Genomic DNA, 18276 nt, shown 5'->3' on the forward strand with positions numbered 1-18276 from the left:
AGGAACATTTGTCACCTGCGACATCCCCGGGGGATGTGAGGCTCCCCACACGTTACGCCGGTTACAGTGGCCCCGTGGACCCCTCCGGCGGCGTCGTGGCCCGCATCATCGACGAAGTCTACGAGCTGTGCCGGACCGACACGTCGGGAACACTCGCCGACTACATCCCGGAACTGGCGGCGGTGCAACCCGATTCGTTCGGCATCTGCCTGGCTACCGCCGACGGACGGGTGTACGGGAGCGGAGATCTGGACACCGCGTTCACGATTCAGTCGATCTCCAAGCCGTTCACCTACGCGCTGGCGCTGGCCGATCGAGGTGTCGAGGCGGTGGGCGAGCGCATCGATGTGGAGCCGTCCGGGGAGCCGTTCTTCGAGATCAGTCTGGACCCCAAGACGCAGCGGCCGCGCAATCCGATGATCAACGCGGGGGCGATCGCGGCGGCGTCGTTGATCAAGGGCACCGACGCGGCCGACCGGTTTGCCCGAATCAAGCGGAGCTACAGCCGATTCGCGGGACGCGAGCTGAGCATGAACGAGGCGGTGTACGCCTCGGAGGCGCGGACCGGGTATCGGAATCGGTCGATCGGGTATCTGCTGCGCGGCGCGGGAATCATCGACATCGATCCGGACGAGGCGGTGGACCGGTACTTCCGGCAGTGCTCGATCGATGTCACCTGCCGCGATCTCGCCGTCATGGCCGCGACGCTGGCCAACAACGGAGTGAATCCGCTGACCCGCGAACGGGCGCTGACCCGGCCGCTGGTCGAGCAGGTGCTCTCGGTCATGACCACCTGCGGCATGTACGACTCCGCGGGCGACTGGGTGACCACGGTCGGGCTGCCCGCGAAAAGCGGTGTGGGCGGCGGCATCCTGGCGGTGCTGCCCGGGCAGATCGGGATCGCCGTCTACTCCCCCATGCTCGACGCGCACGGCAGCAGCGTGCGCGGGGTCAAGGCGTGCCGGGAACTCTCGACCCGGCTGGGGTTGCACTTCCTGCACGTCACCCGCGCGGCGCACACCGCGATCCGCGCCGCCTACTCGGTGGCGGAAGCGCCTTCTCGCCTGCGCCGCGATACCGACGAGTTGACAGTCCTGCGCGAATTCGGCGACCGCGCCCGCATCTTCGAACTCCACGGCGACCTGTTGTTCGCCGGTGCGGAATCCACGGTTCGCACAGTGGAGGACGCGGCCGGGCTCACAACCCGCCACAGCGTGGAGACCACCGCCGCGAACTCCACCGGAGCGGACGACTCCGCGGGGTCGGCCGTCACGGTCGGGCTCGAGGCCCTCGTCCTGGACTTGCGCGAGGTCGGCGATGTGAGCCCGATCGCGATCCGCATGTTCAACGATCTGGAGGCCGAACTGGCCGCCGCCGGTTGCCGTGTGGCCCTGGTGGATCCGGACGGCAAGCTCGAGCACCTGGTGTCCAGCCTCGACCCCAGCGATCCCCGCGGCCGCGTCTTCATCGACCGCGACGCCGCCACCGAATGGTGCGAACAGCTCATCCTCGACCGGCACCGCCCGCCCGGCCAGGAATGCCCCGTCGCCTACACCATCGACCAGCATCCCGCCCTGGCCGAAATGCCCGACGACGAACGCGCCCACCTGGCAAAGGAATTCGAGACCCGCACCATCGCCCGCGGCGAACTCATCGTCGCCCGCGGCACCCAACGCTGCGGCCTGTTCCTCATCCTCGACGGCCGCGTCCGCTTCACCTTCACCGACCGCGAGAACCGCCGCCACCGCCTGATCACCCTCACCCCCGGCATGTCCTTCGGCGAGACGTCGATGCTCGCGGGTATGCCCTACACCAACGACGTCTACGCCGAAACCACCGTCCGCGTGGCGGTCCTCCCCCCGGCCCGCTTCGACCAACTCACCAACCAGGCCCCGCACATCAAACTGGCTCTCCTCGAACGTCTGGCGGCCGCGGCCTACACCCAGGCCGACGCGGCGGTCCGCGCGGTAGCGGCCCACGGCAACATCTGACAATCCCTCGAGGTCACCCCCGATCATCGAGTGGCACACCAGCGCGGGGAATTCAGACAAATCCCCTCGCTGGTGTGCCACTCGGCGGACTACTGGGGGTCGGGTCAGTAGCCGTATTCCTGCCAGCGGGTGAGGACTCGTTGCTGGATGTCGGTGGGCCAGCCGTTTTCGAAGCTGCCCTTGACGGGGCGGCGGCCCTCGGGGAAGTGGTCGGCCAGCAGGCAGTTGTAGATGACCTTGCCGGCCATGAAGGAGTGGGATTCCTCCGGGGACAGGTAGACGGCCAGCTGGTCGGAAACGGCGGGCGGGTAGTGGAATTCGCCGCGGTTCACATCGGGGTGGGAGCGGGTGGCGAAGGCCCAGACCACCTCGTCGAGGTTGGTGATGTCGACGTCGTCCTCGACCACGAGGATCTTCGGGGCGTTGACCGAGGGCTTGCCGGTGAAGATGACCTTGGCGATCTGGTCCACCAGCTCGTGGGAGCCGAGGCCCGTGGTCTCGTGCCAGTCCTGCTTCACCGCGAGGGTCAGCCAGTGCACGGCGGCCTCGAAGTTGTACCAGGCCGAGGAGATCGGGAGTCCGGCGCGGCGCAGCAGGTACAGGATCTCCGCGGCGCTGGTGGTGCCGATGATGGTGTGGTCCTCCTCCACCGGCGGGCCCGCGGCGACGGTCGGCTGGATCGCGCCGTCGCGATGGGTGATGGCCGAGACGTGGAAGACCTGCTTCAGGCTGGCCTCGGTGGCGTTATAGCCGGGGAATTCGTTGAACGGGCCTTCCATGACCGTTTCGTCGAGCGCGATGTGGCCCTCGATCACGATCTCCGCGGTGGCGGGGACGAGCAGGTCGACAGTTTCGGCGGGGACCAGCTCCAGGCCCTCGCCGAAGAGCGCGCCCAGGTAATGGGACTCGTCCTCGCCCTCCGGGATCGGCATGCCGCCCACCCACGGCAGGCCCGGCTCGACACCGATGGCCAGGGCGATCGGCATCGGCTTGCCGATCTCGGTCCATTTCGAGCGGATGATGCCCAGATGCTGCGGGCCGGGGATCAGGCAGGCGAGGGTGTTCTTGTCGTGGATCATCATGCGGTTGATCGACCAGTTGGTCCACGAGCCGTCCGGCGTCTTGACGATGTTCATGCCGTAGGTCTGGATATAGCGGCCACCGTCATTGCCGTGCAGTTTCGGGGTCGGGAACGCCCACAGGTCGATGTCGTCGCCGAGCTTGATGTTCTCCTTGCACGGCGCGGTGGCGCGATCCACCACGACCGGCGGGATACCGGGCTTGGTGCGGGCGTCGGCGAGCACCTCGACGATCTGCTGGCCGGTGGCGTCGGCCGGAAGTCCCAGCGCCAGCGCGATTCTCGCCAGCCGATGCGCCGGACCCGACAGCGCGCCGGGCGCGCCCAGCACGCGGAAACCGCTGCCCTGGTAGCCGGTGATATTGGTGAACAGGGGCGCGGGGGCCTTCAGGTCGTAGGAGCGGCGGATGATCGCGCCGAGCTCCATGTTCCAGTCGACCTCGGCGGTGATGGTGTTGATCTCGCCGAGGGCGTCGAGGGCCTCGATGAATTCGCGCAGGCTCTTCAGATGTGGCACAGGGGTTTTCCTTCGAGTCGGGTCACTCACCCCAGCGGGGCAGGTCGGGCACCTCGATGCCCAGCAGGTCCAGGGCACGCCCGGCGGTGTGATCGACGATGTCGGCCACCGATTCCGGGTTCAGGTAGAAGGCGGGCACCGGCGGCATGACGATGCCGCCCATCTCGGTGACCGCGGTCATGGCGCGCAGATGCGCCAGGGTGAGCGGGGTTTCACGGACCATGAGCACCAGGCGGCGGCGCTCCTTCAAGGTGACATCGGCGGCACGGGTGAGCAGATTGTCGTTATTGGCGTAGGCGATCGCCGACAGCGTGCGAATCGAGCAGGGGGCCACGATCATGCCCGCGGTGCGGAACGAACCCGAGGCGATGGCCGCGCCGATATCGGCGGGCCGGTGGACGACGTCGGCCATGGTCGCCAGATCCGCGGAGCTCAGGGCGGTTTCGTAAGCGCGGGTCCGCTGCCCGGCCGGGGTCACCACCAGGTGCGTCTGCACCCCGGCCTTGCGGGCCAGCTCCAGCACCCGGACCCCGTAGGCGATCCCGGTCGCACCGCTGATCCCGACCACCAAACGCCGTACTTCGCTCACAGCCAAAAGAATGGGGCAGCTGTCGGATAGCCATCAACGGCGAGATTCGGGATGATCGATAAGAAATGCTGATCGAAGATACTTTTCGCGAAACCCGGGTCGACCCTGCCGAATTGGAAGCCTTCGTGGTGCTGGCCGAGGAACTGCACTTCGGGCGCACCGCGATCCGGCTCGGGCTGTCACAGCCCCGGGTGAGCCAGCTGATCCGCAGCCTGGAACGGCGGGTCGGGCGACGGCTCGTGGAGCGCACCAGCCGTCGAGTAGCGCTGAATCCGCTGGGCGAGCATCTGCTGGCGCGGGTCCGGCCCGCCTTTGCCGACCTGCACCGCGCCCTGGCCGAAACCCGGACGGCCGCACGCGGATTGCGGGTCGGGTTCCTCGGCCCGTACGGGTCGACACTGGATACGGCGCTGGCCGGATTCCGGGAGCGGCATCCGGAGTGCCCGGTCACCCTGACCCAGATTCCGTGGACCGACATCTACGGGCCGCTGCGGCGCGGGGAGGTCGATGTCCAGATCTGTGTGGCCCCGGTGGAACAACCCGATTTGACCGTGGGACCCGAACTCGGGACGTTCCCGCGCCTGCTGGCCATCGCGCGCAGCCATCCGTGGTCGGCGCGCGAGAGTCTCGATATCGAGGATCTGGCCGAATTGCGGGTGGTCGCACCGCATCCGGATGTGAGCGCCGAATTCGCGCGCAGTTTCTGGCCGCCCGCAACCACGCCGTCGGGCCGCCCGATCCCGCGCTCCGCGCCCGCGCGCACCGAACCGGAGATGCTGTCGGCGGTCGCCCACAACGATGTGGTCTTCGCGACCACCACCGCCATGCCCACGTATTTCACGCATCCCGAGGTCGCGTTCGTGCCGTTGACGGGGATGCCCGCGGCGCGGGTGCTTTTGGTGTGGCGGACCAGCAACGATCATCCGCGGGTCGCCGAATTCGCCGGGCTCGCCGCCGAAGCCGCGGTCGCCCGCGCCGGTACGGCCACCCAGGGGATCGGCGGTGATCCATCGGCGGGTGGAGCCGTACGTCAGCAGGCGTAGCGGTGATTACGTCCGCGTGTGCAGGCGCGTCGTCGAGAACGCGCCTACGCTGGCGGACAACGAGATTCCTTCCCTCCGATGAGGCGGATGTCATGACCGAATTCGACCCCGCGGTGTACGGGCCGCCCGATGTCCGCGTCGGCACCGCGGAACGCGAGCAGGCGGCCGCGGCACTCGGCGAACATTTCGCGGCCGGCCGTCTCGACGTCACCGAATACGACGAGCGGGTGGGGCGCGCGTACGCCGCCAAGACCGCGGGCGAGCTGGCCGTGTTGTTCGGCGACCTGCCCCGGCCGCAGCCGCCCGCCCCGCAGATCCTCACCCCGCCGGTCGCGGTCCCGCAGCGTGCGCTGCCGCTGGCTCCGATCGGTGCGGCGGTGATCCTGGTCTTCGGGATCGCGTTCGCGGTGGCCACCCACTTCTTCCCGTTCTTCCTGTTCCCGGTGCTGTTCTTCGCGTTCATCCGAGGTCGGCGCGGGTTCGGGCCGCGCGGGCCGCGCTTCGGGCCCCGCGGGCCGGGGTACTACCGGACCTGAGCGCTACGCTGGATCGCGTGGGTGTCATCGGCGAACTATTCCCCGGCAAGAAGCTCGAAGACGACGGCAGCGAGGCCGGCGACGGTCAGCAGCATCGGCCGCGCCTGGAACTCGATCTGGACGCCGGCGTGATCAAACTGTCCCCGCCCGCCGCGACCCGCCCGGACCCGGATCCGGAATCGCCCGCCTAGCAGGCCCAGTGCGCACCCGATAGGGTGACCGGCGAGAGGCCGAGGCGCATCGGCGCGGCCGCGAGCAGGGGTGACATCGCGTGACGGACAACCATGAGCAGTGGCCGAACCCCTCGGGACCCGCGAATCCCAATCCGCCGCAAGCCAACCCGCCCCAGCCCGCCCACCCGGACGCCGGGCAGCAGGCTTGGACCAACCTCGACCCCAACCAGCCGGGTTGGAACCGCACCGACCCCACTCAACTGGGCTGGGGCGCAGCGACTCCGAACCAGGCGGGTCCGGGGCAAGCCGATCCCACGCAGCTCGGTTGGGGTGCTCCGGTTGCGGGGCAGCAGGGTTGGGGGAATCCGGGGACCGGGGCGCAGCCGGTCGAGTATCCGCCGTATCAGCCGCAGGGGTATGCGCCGCAGGAGTATCAGGCTCAGGGCTACCAGCCTCAGGGGTATCAGCCGACGCAGCAGTTCTATCCGGGGCAGCAGCCTGGGGTGGATTTCACTGGGCAGCAACCGGTTCCGGGGTATGGCCAGCCGGGGCCGCCGTCGGGCGGGTCGAATCGCACATGGTTGATTGTGGCCGCGGTTATCGGGGTGGTTGTGCTGGTCGGCGGCGGTATCGCGGCCTATGCGCTGACGCGTGACGATTCCGGCGGCACCACCGCCGCGCCGACCACCACCGTCAGCGCGGCGCCGACCAGTAAGGCGAGCCCGTCCGGCGGCCCGTCGGGTGCACCGAAGTCCGGCTCCCGCACCGTGGTCGCCCCGTCGCTGGGTATCAGCTACGACGTCCCCAGCGGCTGGACCATCGCCTCCCCCGCCGAGACCTCGGCCCAGGCCGGCGCCGACGGCTCGGTTCTCGGCTACGGCAAATCCAGTGAGGGCACCAACTACTGCCCCGGCTCGGCCTACCGCTCCCTGGCCTACGTCGCCCAGGTCGACGGCACCGACCTCGGGGCCGCCGCCACCAAGATGGCGAAGATCTCCATCGAGGGCGGCTACGACGACCCCACCGGCGGCAAGCCCGGCGCCCCCACCCCGGTCACCACCAAGTCCGGCATCAAGGGTCAGCAGGTCGAAGCCTCCGGCTCCTGGAAGCCCACCGTCTCCGGCTGCACCACCAACGCCTACTCCGTCTACACCTTCGCCTTCCAAGGCCCCCACAACGCCACCCTCGCCATGGCCATCCTCGTGGATCGCGGCACCACCGGCGAACTCGCCGCCGACCAGGCCAAACAAATGATCGCCAGCCTCCGCACCTCCTGAGGCGCCGATCCGGCGGCGCGGCAGGCAAATAGAATGATCGAATGCCGCTCGTCGAGGTGACCTACAAGCCGGAGCTACCCGATACCGTGTTGCGCGAGTTGGGGGAATGGCTGCCGCATCTGGTGTCGCTGGCGGTGGAGTGCCCGGAAGAGCCCTACGACGGGGATCTACAGCCCGGGGATGTGGAGATCCGGTTCCGCGAGCTGGGGAAGTTCGATCGGTCGGGGATGGATCTGGTGATCGAGGTGCGGTCGAAGTACTTCGCGAGCCGGGCGGAGAATCGGCAGGAGCGGTGCGACCGGCTGCTGGCCGATGTCGAGAAGTTCGTGGACGCGAATATCGGTGTGTACCTGACGCTTCCGGTCGCGGGCTGGGCGCAGAGCGAGTAGTCAGGACTCGCCGGCGCGGCGGTGCTGACGCCACTTCCAGTACACGAGGGCCACGACGGCGAGGATCGGGACCACGATCATCAGGTCGGTGTCGATGTGGCGGAGGATGACCGTGAAGGATTGGCCGACCAGGTAACCCGCCAGCACCAGCACCGAACCCCAGATGATCGCGCCCGCCGCGCTGGCGAGCACGAAGCGACCGAAAGGCATGGGCGACATACCGACCAGCTCCGGGAGCATGGTGCGGAAGAACGTGCTGAATCGGCCCACCAGGATCGCCCAGCCACCGTGGCGTTGCAGGAAATCGCCTGCGCGGGTGAGGTTATCGCGATATCGGTCGAAGATCGCCCACTGCATCATCCGGGTGCCATAGATCCGCCCGAGCCAATAGCCGATGCTCGCCCCGATCACCGCGGACGCGATGACCAGCACCAGCACGGTGGCGATACCCAAATGCCCCTGACTCGCGGCCACACCCGCAAGGATGGCCGCGGTGTCACCGGGCACCAGCAGCCCGAACACCATGGCCTCCTCCGCGATCACGAGCAGCGCGACGACCAGATACGTCCAGCCCGCCGGGAAGCTCAGTATTCGCTGCACGACCGAGTCCATGTCGCTGACGCTAACCGTCCACAGCTCACCGCACCGGCCGACACACCCGGTGATCGATAGCCGGTCACAGCCATTCAATCAATGATTGAAATACTGATTGAATCGTGTTTCGATGCTGGGCATGGTCGAGAAGATGGCGGCGGGAACCCGCGAACGACTGCTCGCGGCGGCGGAGCGATTGCTGTTGACCGAGCCGTATGACGAGGTGTCGGTGCGGGCGGTCTGCGCGGCGGCGGGCGCGAATCCAGCGGCGGTGCACTACCACTTCGGGTCCAAGGAGGCGTTGGTCGGCGCGCTCATCGAGGATCGGCTGGGTCCGCTCTGGGCCGAGGGACTGGCGGGGGCGAGCGCCGGGCGGGATTCGGTGCCCGCGGTGGTCGACACCATCCTCGCGCCGTTCCTGGAGCTGGCAGCGGATCCCTTGGGGCGCTTGCATCTTCGGTTGCTGGCGCGCTTCGTACTGGGGCGGCATCTGACGTCGTGGCGCGGGCCGTGGTTCCGGATGGATTCCTGGGCGGCGCTGCTGCCCGAACTCGCGCCCGCCGAGGCCAAGCGCCGCTGGATGCTGGCCTTCGACCTGATCATCATGCGGTTCGGCACACCGGAGCTCGACAAGCACGGGATGCCCGGACCGGCGCTGACGGCCCTGCGCGACTTCGTGGTGGCCGGGCTCACCGCACCGGGAGAACAACGATGAACGAGATCTTCGCACCGGCCAAACTCGGCCCGATCACCGTGCGCAACAGGGTGATCAAGGCCGCCACCTTCGAGGGACGCACCCCGGACGCGCTGGTCACCCCCGAGCTGATCGACTTCCACCGGGAGGTCGCGGCGGGCGGGGTGGGCATGACCACGGTCGCCTACTGCGCGGTCGCACCGGGCGGGCGCACCGACCGGCACCAGATCTGGATGCGACCGGAAGCCGTTGCGGGACTGCGAGAATTGACCGATGCGGTGCACGCGGAGGGCGCGGCGGCCAGTGCCCAGATCGGGCATGCCGGGCCGGTGGCCAACGCCGCATCCAATCGCGTGCCCGCACTCGCGCCGAGCAAACTGTTCAGCCCACTGAGCATGCAGGCCATGAAGGTCCCCGACGACGCCGAAATCCGGGAACTCATTGCCGCACACGCGAATGCGGCGCGGCTGGCCGAGCAAGCCGGTTTCGATGCGCTCGAAATCCATTTCGGCCACAACTACCTGGTGAGCTCGTTCCTGAGCCCGCTGCTCAACCGGCGGCGCGACCGCTGGGGTGGCTCACTGTCCAACCGCGCCCGGCTGGCCCGCGAAATCGCCTGCGCGGTAAAAGAAGCCGTAGGCGATCGCCTCGCGGTCACCGCGAAACTGAACATGGAGGACGGCCGCCGCGGCGGCCTCACCGTCCCGGAAAGCGTGCAGGTCGCCGCCTGGCTGGAAGCCGACGGCGCCCTCGATGCCCTCGAACTGACCGCAGGCAGTTCACTTCTCAACCCGATGCTGCTCTTCCACGGCGAAGCACCCCGCAAGGAATTCGCGCAGGTCCTCCCCGGCCCCGCCCGCCTGGGCTTCCGAGCGGTCGGCCGCGCCTTCCTCAAGGAATACCCGTACCAAGAGGCATTCCTCCTCGAACGTGCCCGCCACTTCCGCCGCGAACTGACCATGCCCCTGATCCTCCTAGGCGGCATCACCAACCTCGACACCATGAACCTGGCCATGACCGAAGGCTTCGACTTCGTCGCCATGGGGCGCGCCCTTCTGCATGAGCCGAACCTGTTGCGCCGCATCCAATCCGATGCGAGCACCCGCTCGGCCTGCGTGCACTGCAACAAATGCATGCCGACCATCTACACCGGAACCCGCTGCGTGTTCCGGCCGGATCCAACCGTCATCGACTTCGATGGCAAGCAGCGCGCGTGAAACTGGAGGAAAGACCTGTGAGCGGACGACTCGAAGGGCGGGTAGCCCTGATCAGCGGTGCGGCGTCGGGGATGGGGGCCTCGCATGCGCGGGCGTTCGTCGCCGAGGGAGCTGCGGTGGTGATCGGGGATATCGCGGATGAGGCCGGGGCGAAACTGGCCGCCGAACTCGGTGATGCCGCCGTATTCATCCACCTCGATGTCACGAGCCTCCTGAACTGGCAGGCGGCGGTGGCCACGGCGGTGGAGCGGTTCGGGAAGCTGGATGTGCTGGTCAACAATGCGGGGATTCTGGACGGCGGGCCGCTGGGGATCTATACCGAAGAGCAGTGGAACAGAACGCTTTCCATCAATCTCACCGGGCCGTTCCTGGGGTTGACCGCCGCGCGTGATGCGCTGGTGGCATCCCGGTCGGCGTCGGTGGTGAACATCTCCTCGGCCGCCGGGATCCAGGGCGTGCCGGGCCTACATGCCTACACCGCATCGAAATTCGGTGTGCGAGGCCTGACGAAGTCGGCGGCGCTGGAGCTGGCACCGCATGGCGTCCGCGTGAATTCCGTTCACCCGGGCGGGATTCTGACCCCGATGATCGGCGCACCCGAGGGCACGACCGTCGACCGCGGTGAGAACACCCTCAAACGGTGCGGCCTGCCCGAGGAGGTCACCCCGCTCGTCGTCTTCCTCGCCAGCCACGAGTCGAGCTACTGCACCGGCAGCGAGTTCCTCGTCGACGGTGGCATGACCGCCGGCTGACAGCCCATCGAGCGGCACATCCTGGAGGGGATTTGTCCGGTACTTCCGGAATCGGCCTCCAGGGTGTGCCGCTCGATGGAACTACTGCTTGTACGTGGCGAGGAAGCGGCCGATGCGTTCGATGATCGCCTCCAGTTCGTCGGCGTGGGGCAGGGTCACGATGCGGAAGTGGTCGGGGCGGGGCCAGTTGAAGCCGGTGCCCTGGACGATGTGGATCTTCTCGCGCAGGAGCAGGTCCAGGACGAACTGTTCGTCGTCGTGGATCTGGTACATGTCCAGGTCGATGCGGGGGAAGACGTAGAGCGAGCCCTTGGGCTTCACGCAGCTGACGCCCGGGATCGCGTTAAGGGTCTCCCACGCGCGATCGCGCTGCTCGCGCAGGCGGCCGCCGGGCAGGGTGAGGTCGTAGATGCTCTGGTGTCCGCCGAGGGCGGCCTGAATGGCCTGCTGCGCAGGGACATTCGCGCACAGGCGGAGGCCGGCCAGCATGGTCAGGCCCTCGAGGTAGTTCTCGGCGTGCTCCACCGGGCCCGAGACCACCAGCCAGCCGCCGCGGAATCCGGCGGCGCGGTAGGACTTGGAGAGCCCGGAGAAGGTGAGGCACAACAGATCCGGGGCCAGCGAGGCAGTGGCGGTGTGGGTGAGGCCGTCGTAGAGGATCTTGTCGTAGATCTCGTCGGAGAACACCACCAGGTTGTGGCGGCGCGCGATCTCGAGCATCTCGCGCAGCACGTCGGGGGTGTAGACCGCGCCGGTGGGGTTGTTCGGGTTGATGATCACCAGCGCGCGGGTACGGTCGGTGATCTTGGATTCGATATCGGCGAGGTCCGGCATCCAGTCCGCGCCCTCGTCACAGATGTAGTGCACGGGGCGGCCGCCGTTGAGCGCGGTGGAGGCGGTCCAGAGCGGGAAATCCGGTGCGGGAACGAGGACTTCGTCGCCGTTCTCCAGCAGCGCGGTCATGGCCATCATGATGAGTTCGGAGACGCCGTTGCCCAGGAAGACCTGTTCGACGTCGACCTCGGCGAGCCCGAGCGTCTGGTAGTACTGCACCACCGCGCGCCGGGCCGACAGCAGACCCTTCGAGGTGGAGTAGCCGCTCGACATCGGCAGGTTGCGGACCATGTCCTGCAGCAGTTCCGCCGGCGCCTCGAAACCGAAGGGCAGGGGGTTGCCCGTATTGAGCTTCACGACGTGATGCCCCTCGGCTTCCAGCCGTGCGGCATGCTCGGCGACGGGCCCGCGGATCTCGTAGGACACGCCCGCCAGCTTGCTCGACTGCTTCACCTGCATGAACGACCCCTTCTCGGTGTGGTTGCCGCACACTCTACTTGGAATTTCCAAGTTTGCACTTTGTTTTTCCAAGTTCTTGGTTACAGTGGGGTCGTGCCACGTCGAAGCTACGACCACTACTGCACCGTCAGCCGCGCCCTCGATATCGTCGGCGACCGATGGAACCTGTTGGTGGTCCGCGAATTGTGTTCGGGCCCGCGCCGATACAGCGATCTGTTCGCCGACCTGCCCGGCATCAGCACCGACGTCCTGGCCGCCCGGCTCAAGGACCTCGAACGTGACGGAATCCTCACCAAGCGCCGCACCGGCCCCCGCGCCGGCCCCCGCGCCGGCACCGCCCTCTACGAGCTCACCGAATCCGGCGCCGCCTTGCGCCCGGTCCTCGACTCGCTTTCCGTCTGGGGGGCAGGACAACTCGGCGATCAGCGCCCCACCGACGCCGTCCGCGCGCACTGGTTCGCTCTCCCCCTCGGCCACGCCGTCGCCGCCCACCTCACCACCGGCACCGTCACCATCCGCATCGGTGATACCGCCTTCCACTACGTGATCACCGAAACCGGCCTCACCCACCACGACGGCCCGGCCACCGCGCCCGACCTCGAGCTCCGCCTCGACCTGGCCACCGCGAGCGAGATCGCCACGGGCACACGCACACTCGCCGAGGTGCTCGGGGAGACCTCGGACCCGGGGCAATCGGTCGCCTGACCGCGGCGCGGCGGGATCCGGCCGCGACGCGGCAGGTGGATTCACCCTCGGCGCGGCGGAAGGGCGCGGGCGCCGCGCGGCTCGGGCGCGGCGTCGGGTGGCGTCGGTAGCATCGGCTGGGTTGTGGCCATCCGATCGAGGAGGAATGCGTGACCAGCGAGAATGCCAACGGCACGATCACGATGATCGGATCCGGCAGTGCCAGTGCGACGCCCGACATCATGCGGGTGTCGATCTCGGTGGAGACGCGGGCCGAGACCGTGGCGGCGGCCTACGCGCGGGCCGGGGAGCGGGCCGATGCGGTGATCGGGTCGCTGCGGGGCGACGGGGTGCAGGGACGCGATATCAATACCAGCGGGCTCACCGTGCGGGCGGAAACCGTGTGGACGGACGGGAATCGGGAACAGCTCGTCGGATACATCGCGGGGACCTCGCTGACGGTCACCCTGCGTGACATCGCCGCACCCGACGGGGAGGCGAAGTCCGATGCCGAGGGCGGGCCCGCCGCGATCATCGCGCACGCGGTGGATGCCGGAGGGGACGATGTGCGGCTGGGCGGGCTGACCCTGACGGTCGCCGACGAGGAGACCCTCACGGTCCGCGCCCGCGATGCGGCCTGGGATCACGCGCTCGGCAAGGCCGAACAGTACGTCCACCGTGCGGGCCGCAAACTCGGCCCGGTCATCGAGATCACCGAGAGCATCTCCGATCCCGTCCCCCAACCCCGCATCGCGTTCGCCGCCGAAAAGATGTCGGCGCCCGGCGGCTCGGTGCCCGTCCAGCTCGGCGAAACCGAACTCTCCGCCAGTATCCGAGTCACCTGGCAACTCAACTGATCGCGAGCTTCAGAGTTCTACTGCGGCAAGGAGAGTCGACGCCCGGGCCACCGTGAGCTGGATGCGGAAGCGGGTGGCATCCGGGCGGGTTCGGTACGGGAAGGGATTGTCGGAGACCAGGGCTCGGAGGTCGTGGAGGAGGCGGGTGCCGGCGGCGATGGTGAGGCGGCCGGTGTCCACCAGGTGGCGGACGTTGGCGGTGACATCGAGGTCGCCGGTGCCCGCCGCGTAGGCCGTGATGTGGCGCAGGGCTGATCTGAGGCGCTTCTCACAGGCCGGGAAGCGGCCACGCTCATGGTGTTCGAGGGCTTGTCGGAGGTGATCGAGGGCGGTCTGCTGGCCGCGCACTTCCAGTTCGGTGGCCAGTAGGGCGACCCGATCGGCGAGTCGGATGGGCAGTGCCGCCGTGGGTTTCAAGCGGCATCTGACCCCGCCCTCGGCGCCCACACCGAACCGGTCGATCTTCAGTTTGTACCCGTCCACCAGCAGCGCCGCTCGCAATCTCGGCATCCACGCCGGAAGATGCTTGCGCTGCAACGGCTCTCCCTGCAGGAACCGCGCCACCGTCACCTCGACCAGATCCAGCAGCGCCCGATCCGCCTCCGCGCTCCCGCCCAGCGCCGCCATCCGCGCCCCGTACACCGGCGTCACCAGCCGCCCCCAATAGCTGTCGGCATTCACCCACAACTCGCCCCGGTACTCCGGCCGCTTGAGATCCACCCCCAGCAGCAACGCCTCCAGCGAGTGAAACCGCGACTGATCCCCATAGATCAGCTCGACCACCGACGCCAACGTCGGATCCGACAACGTAGTCACGGCACCATCTTGGTGTACCGCCAATTCGCCCGTCCGCCAACCCTTCCGCTGGCATCGACACGCCACTGGCCCAAATTGTGAAAAGGTTTCGCGTCAGCGCTCCAGTACGGCGATGCATTCCACGTGATGGGTACCTGGGAAGGCGTCGAAGACGCGCAGGCCGACGGGCTGGTACCCGGCGGCGCGGTAGAGGCCGACATCCCGCGCGAAAGCGGCGGGGTCGCAGCCTATGTGGATGATGCGGCGCGGGGAGCGCTCGCTCATCGCGTTGATCACATCCTTGCCCGCGCCCGCGCGCGGCGGGTCGAGCACGACGACATCCGGTGCGGTGGCGGGCTGGTCGTGGATCCAGCGCTCGACTCGCTCGGCGGTCAGATCCACCCAGGGCATATCCCGCAGCGCCACACGACCTTCGCTGACGGCGCTGCGCGCGAACTCGACACCGTGCACCGCACCCCGATCCCCTACCCGATCCGCCAGCCGCGCCGCGAACACACCGACTCCGCAGTACAAATCCCACACCAGCGATCCGGGCGCGGCATCCGCCCACTCCCCCACCACATCCGAATATGCCTGCGCCGCACCATAATGCGGCTGCCAGAACCCGGTAGCCGACAGTTCCCACCGCCGATCCGCCACATACTGCACGGCCCGCCCGGTCCCCTCGACCACCCGCTCCTCCCGAGCCCCGTGCGCCGCCGCCCGCCGAGCCGCGGTACTGCGCCGATCCCCACCGCGCCGCCCCGCCCCGCCCCGGCCGCGTCGGTCGCCCTGGCCGCGCTCCCCCTCGGCCGAAGCCACCTCGACGATATGCCGCATCCCGTCCCCATCCACGGCCACAACAAGATCCGCGCCGGGCGTCCATTTCTGCTCGGCGATCCCATCCATCGCCCCCGCCATCGGCTGCGGACACCGCAGATCCGCCAGCACCTCGGTACTCCGATACCGATGCACCCCGGCCCGCCCGTCCGCATCCACCACCAGCCGCACCCGACTCCGCCACCCATCGGTATACGCGGCCGGCGATACCTGACCGCCCAGCGCGACGTGACTCGCTTCACCCGGGCGAGCGATCAATGCGCTCGCCAAATGCGTCGCCACGCCGCCGATTCGGCCCGGCGCTGCGGGGGTGGCATCAGCCGGGGCCCCAGCGGACTCCGCCTCCCGCGCGGGCTCCGAGGTCAGTTTGGCGCGCTGTGCTGCGGACGGTCCGGTGGGCGCGCCCAACAGTGTCGAGGCGAGGCCGGTTGCCACACCTCCGAGCCGGACCGGGCCGTCCGGGCGGGCGGGCGAGCCGGGGCGTGAGTCCTGTTGTGCCACGACGCCGCTCGGCAAGCCGAGTGGCACCGGGATGGGCTCGACTATGAAGTCGGGTTCCCAGTTGGCCAGGCGGCGGAGTTGGTCGGCGACTACTTGGCGCTTCAATTCGCGTTGGGCTTCGGGGGTGGCGAAGGTGAAGTCGCAGCAGCCGGCGCCGCCGGGGCCGGAGACCGGGCAGGTGGCGGGGATGCGGTCGGGGGAGGGTTCGAGGATTTCGAGGGCGTCGGCTCGGCAGAAGGAGCCGCCTCGGTCCTCGGTGACCTGGGCGCGGACGAGCTCGCCGGGGAGGCCGTGGCGGACGAAGAGGACCCGGCCCTCGTGGCGGGCGACGCAGAAGCCGCCGTGGCCGGGTGGGCCGAGGCGGACCTCGAAAATGGAGCCGTACCAGTCGGGTCCGCTCATCCTTCGTCTCCGAAGCCGCGGCGGACATAACCGGGAGCGTTGACCACGCGGCCGGGGCTGGCCTTGCCCGCCGAGGAGGACAGCTGCCAGGGGACGCTGGTGACCATCACGCCGGGTTCGAAGAGCAGACGGCCCTTCAGGCGCAGGGCGCTCTGGTTGTGCAGCAGCTGCTCCCACCAGTGGCCGACCACGTATTCGGGGATGAACACGGTGACCACGTCGCGCGGGGAGTCCTTGCGCACCCGCTTCACGTAATCGACCACGGGCTTGGTGATCTCGCGATACGGCGATTCGATCACCTTGAGCGGCACCGCGATATCGCTCGCCTCCCACTGCCGCACCAGCGCCCGGGTATCGGGCTCGTCCACGTTCACGGTGATCGCCTCGAGCGTGTCGGGCCGGGTCGCCCGGGCGTAGGACAGCGCCCGCTTGGTCGGCAGGTGCAGCTTGGACACCAGCACGATGGAGTGCGTCCGGCTGGGCAGCACCCCGTCCCATTCGCTCTCGTCGAGCTCCCGCGACACCGTGTCGTAGTGGCGGCGAATGAGTTTCATCAACCCGAAGATCGCCGCCATGGTGACGATGGCGATCCACGCGCCCGCCAGGAACTTGGTGACCAGCACGATGCACAGCACGGTCGCGGTCATGGTCAGGCCGATGGCGTTGATCACCCGCGACCGCTTCATGCGCGCCCGCTGCGCCGGATCGGTCTCGGTGCGCAGCAGTCGAGTCCAGTGCCGCAACATGCCGGTCTGGCTCAGCACGAACGAGACGAACACGCCCACGATGTAGAGCTGGATCAGGCGCGTCACCTCCGCACCGAACAACACCACGAACGCGATCGCCGCACCCGCCAGGAACAGGATGCCGTTGCTGAACGCCAACCGGTCACCGCGGGTGTGCAGCTGGCGCGGCAGGAAACGGTCCTGCGCCAGAATCGAACCCAGCACCGGGAACCCGTTGAACGCGGTGTTGGCGGCCAGCACCAGGATCAGCGCGGTGACGATGGTGATGAAGTAGAAGCCCACCGGGAAGCCGGAGAACACCGCCCCCGCCAGCTGCGCCACCATCGTCTTCTGCTCGTACCCGTCAGGCGTGCCGGTCAGATCCGAGGTGTCGTGCGCGTACACGATGCCGACCTTCTGGGCGAGCACGATCATGCCGATGAACAGCGAGACGGCGATGCATCCGAGCAGCAGCAGCGTGGTCGCGGCATTGCGGGACTTGGGTTTGCGGAACGCGGGCACACCGTTGCTGATGGCCTCGACACCGGTCAGTGCCGCACAGCCGGAGGAGAACGCACGCGCGATCAGGAACACGAATGCCAGCCCGGCCAGATGGGACTCCTCGGCCTTGAGCCCGAACCCGTAGGACTCGGCGTGCACCGCTTCGCCCATGATCCCGATCCTGGTGAACCCCCAGATCAACATGACGAACATGCCGATCATGAACGCGTAGGTGGGAATCGCGAAGGCCGTACCGGATTCACGCACACCGCGCAGATTGATGGCGGTGAGAATCACAATCGCGGAGACCGCGAACAACACCTTGTGAGTTGCGACGAACGGCACGGCCGAGCCGATATTCGACGCCGCCGAGGAGATCGACACCGCCACCGTCAGCACATAATCGACCAGCAGCGCCGAGCCGACGGTCAATCCCGCGGTGGGCCCGAGATTCTTCGTCGCGACCTCGTAGTCACCGCCGCCGGACGGATACGCGTGCACGTTCTGCCGGTAGCTGGCGACCACCACCGCCATCACCAGCGCGACCGCGAGGCCGATCCATGGCGCATATGTGTAAGCGGACAACCCCGCCACCGAGAGCACCAGGAAGATTTCCTCGGGCGCGTAAGCCACCGATGACAAGGCATCCGAGGCGAAAACGGGGAGCGCGATCCGCTTGGGCAGCAGCGTATGCCCGAGAGAATCGCTGCGGAATGGGCGGCCGACCAGCATGCGCTTGGCGGCCGTCGTCAACTTCGACACTCCAGGCAGCATAAGGCAGTGCGGGAGCGTCCGTGCCCGCGGCGCGACGCGCGACCCTCACGGTCG

18 protein-coding genes are annotated in these 18276 nt (G+C 68.3%); 11 read left to right on the forward strand and 7 right to left on the reverse strand.

Annotated features, from left to right (window positions below):
* Positions 1-74 precede the first annotated feature (74 nt).
* Complete coding sequence (glsA, locus tag ON43_RS20575) at positions 75-1991, forward strand: glutaminase A (RefSeq protein WP_040809848.1); 1917 nt, start codon at positions 75-77, stop codon at positions 1989-1991.
* A 104-nt stretch (positions 1992-2095) separates the two neighbouring features.
* On the opposite strand, the gene ON43_RS20580 is transcribed toward glsA, so the two are convergent.
* Together ON43_RS20580 and ON43_RS20585 are read right to left on the reverse strand one after the other, a co-directional pair.
* The gene (locus tag ON43_RS20580) at positions 2096-3586 is read right to left on the reverse strand and encodes a UbiD family decarboxylase (RefSeq protein WP_040809850.1); all 1491 of its coding nucleotides are present in this window, start codon (positions 3584-3586) and stop codon (positions 2096-2098) included.
* Between the two features lie 22 nt (positions 3587-3608).
* A complete protein-coding gene (locus ON43_RS20585) occupies positions 3609-4175 on the reverse strand; it encodes a UbiX family flavin prenyltransferase (protein WP_040809852.1) in 567 nt (188 codons plus the stop codon).
* A gap of 65 nt (positions 4176-4240) precedes the next feature.
* Here ON43_RS20585 and ON43_RS20590 point away from each other — a divergent pair, with 65 nt between their 5' ends.
* From ON43_RS20590 to ON43_RS20605, 5 genes are all read left to right on the forward strand, one after another.
* Positions 4241-5218, forward strand: a complete 978-nt coding sequence (locus ON43_RS20590) for a LysR family transcriptional regulator (RefSeq protein ID WP_051178793.1) — start codon at positions 4241-4243, stop codon at positions 5216-5218.
* 92 nt (positions 5219-5310) lie between these two features.
* On the forward strand, positions 5311-5754 hold the full coding sequence (locus ON43_RS42640; RefSeq protein ID WP_051178794.1) for a DUF1707 SHOCT-like domain-containing protein: 444 nt from the start codon (positions 5311-5313) through the stop codon (positions 5752-5754).
* A 17-nt stretch (positions 5755-5771) separates the two neighbouring features.
* Positions 5772-5945, forward strand: coding sequence for a hypothetical protein (locus tag ON43_RS45585; RefSeq protein ID WP_167333447.1), 174 nt, complete (start codon positions 5772-5774; stop codon positions 5943-5945).
* An 80-nt stretch (positions 5946-6025) separates the two neighbouring features.
* A complete protein-coding gene (locus tag ON43_RS44925; protein WP_157514124.1) occupies positions 6026-7204 on the forward strand; it encodes a DUF8017 domain-containing protein in 1179 nt (392 codons plus the stop codon).
* A 41-nt stretch (positions 7205-7245) separates the two neighbouring features.
* Positions 7246-7593, forward strand: coding sequence for a hypothetical protein (locus ON43_RS20605; RefSeq protein WP_040809854.1), 348 nt, complete (start codon positions 7246-7248; stop codon positions 7591-7593).
* Here the strand turns inward: ON43_RS20605 and ON43_RS20610 are convergent, their stop codons facing one another.
* On the reverse strand, positions 7594-8205 hold the full coding sequence (locus tag ON43_RS20610) for a DedA family protein (RefSeq protein ID WP_040809856.1): 612 nt from the start codon (positions 8203-8205) through the stop codon (positions 7594-7596).
* A gap of 112 nt (positions 8206-8317) precedes the next feature.
* On the opposite strand from ON43_RS20610, the gene ON43_RS20615 reads away from it, so the two are divergent.
* Genes ON43_RS20615 through ON43_RS20625 form a run of 3 tightly spaced genes read left to right on the forward strand, consistent with a single transcriptional unit; the run spans position 8318 to position 10850 of the window.
* Positions 8318-8902 (forward strand): TetR family transcriptional regulator, encoded by a 585-nt coding sequence (locus ON43_RS20615; RefSeq protein WP_245568677.1) that lies wholly within the window; start codon positions 8318-8320, stop codon positions 8900-8902.
* Positions 8899-10098: an NADH:flavin oxidoreductase gene (locus ON43_RS20620; RefSeq protein WP_040809857.1), complete on the forward strand. Its 1200-nt coding sequence runs from the start codon at positions 8899-8901 to the stop codon at positions 10096-10098. Before ON43_RS20615 ends, ON43_RS20620 begins: the two co-directional genes overlap by 4 nt.
* Positions 10099-10115: 17 nt before the next feature.
* Positions 10116-10850, forward strand: coding sequence for a glucose 1-dehydrogenase (locus ON43_RS20625; protein ID WP_040809972.1), 735 nt, complete (start codon positions 10116-10118; stop codon positions 10848-10850).
* Between the two features lie 81 nt (positions 10851-10931).
* Here the strand turns inward: ON43_RS20625 and ON43_RS20630 are convergent, their stop codons facing one another.
* A complete protein-coding gene (locus ON43_RS20630) occupies positions 10932-12143 on the reverse strand; it encodes a pyridoxal phosphate-dependent aminotransferase (RefSeq protein ID WP_040809974.1) in 1212 nt (403 codons plus the stop codon).
* Positions 12144-12236: 93 nt separating this feature from the next.
* Between ON43_RS20630 and ON43_RS20635 the strand changes: the two genes are divergently transcribed.
* Both ON43_RS20635 and ON43_RS20640 read left to right on the forward strand, forming a co-directional pair.
* On the forward strand, positions 12237-12848 hold the full coding sequence (locus tag ON43_RS20635) for a winged helix-turn-helix transcriptional regulator (protein WP_040809860.1): 612 nt from the start codon (positions 12237-12239) through the stop codon (positions 12846-12848).
* Between the two features lie 149 nt (positions 12849-12997).
* Positions 12998-13684, forward strand: a complete 687-nt coding sequence (locus ON43_RS20640) for an SIMPL domain-containing protein (RefSeq protein ID WP_245568678.1) — start codon at positions 12998-13000, stop codon at positions 13682-13684.
* A 9-nt stretch (positions 13685-13693) separates the two neighbouring features.
* Here the strand turns inward: ON43_RS20640 and ON43_RS20645 are convergent, their stop codons facing one another.
* The 3 genes from ON43_RS20645 to ON43_RS20655 form a co-directional block, all read right to left on the reverse strand.
* On the reverse strand, positions 13694-14500 hold the full coding sequence (locus tag ON43_RS20645) for a hypothetical protein (protein WP_157514125.1): 807 nt from the start codon (positions 14498-14500) through the stop codon (positions 13694-13696).
* Positions 14501-14593: 93 nt separating this feature from the next.
* The gene (locus tag ON43_RS42650) at positions 14594-16222 is read right to left on the reverse strand and encodes a class I SAM-dependent RNA methyltransferase (protein WP_051178801.1); all 1629 of its coding nucleotides are present in this window, start codon (positions 16220-16222) and stop codon (positions 14594-14596) included.
* Complete coding sequence (locus tag ON43_RS20655) at positions 16219-18210, reverse strand: APC family permease (protein ID WP_040809864.1); 1992 nt, start codon at positions 18208-18210, stop codon at positions 16219-16221. The genes ON43_RS42650 and ON43_RS20655 overlap by 4 nt, the downstream gene beginning before the upstream one ends.
* Between the last annotated feature and the right edge of the window lie 66 nt (positions 18211-18276).

Origin of the sequence: Nocardia concava NBRC 100430 (assembly GCF_000308815.1) — a bacterium.
In the GTDB taxonomy this organism is placed as follows: Bacteria; Actinomycetota; Actinomycetes; order Mycobacteriales; family Mycobacteriaceae; genus Nocardia; species Nocardia concava.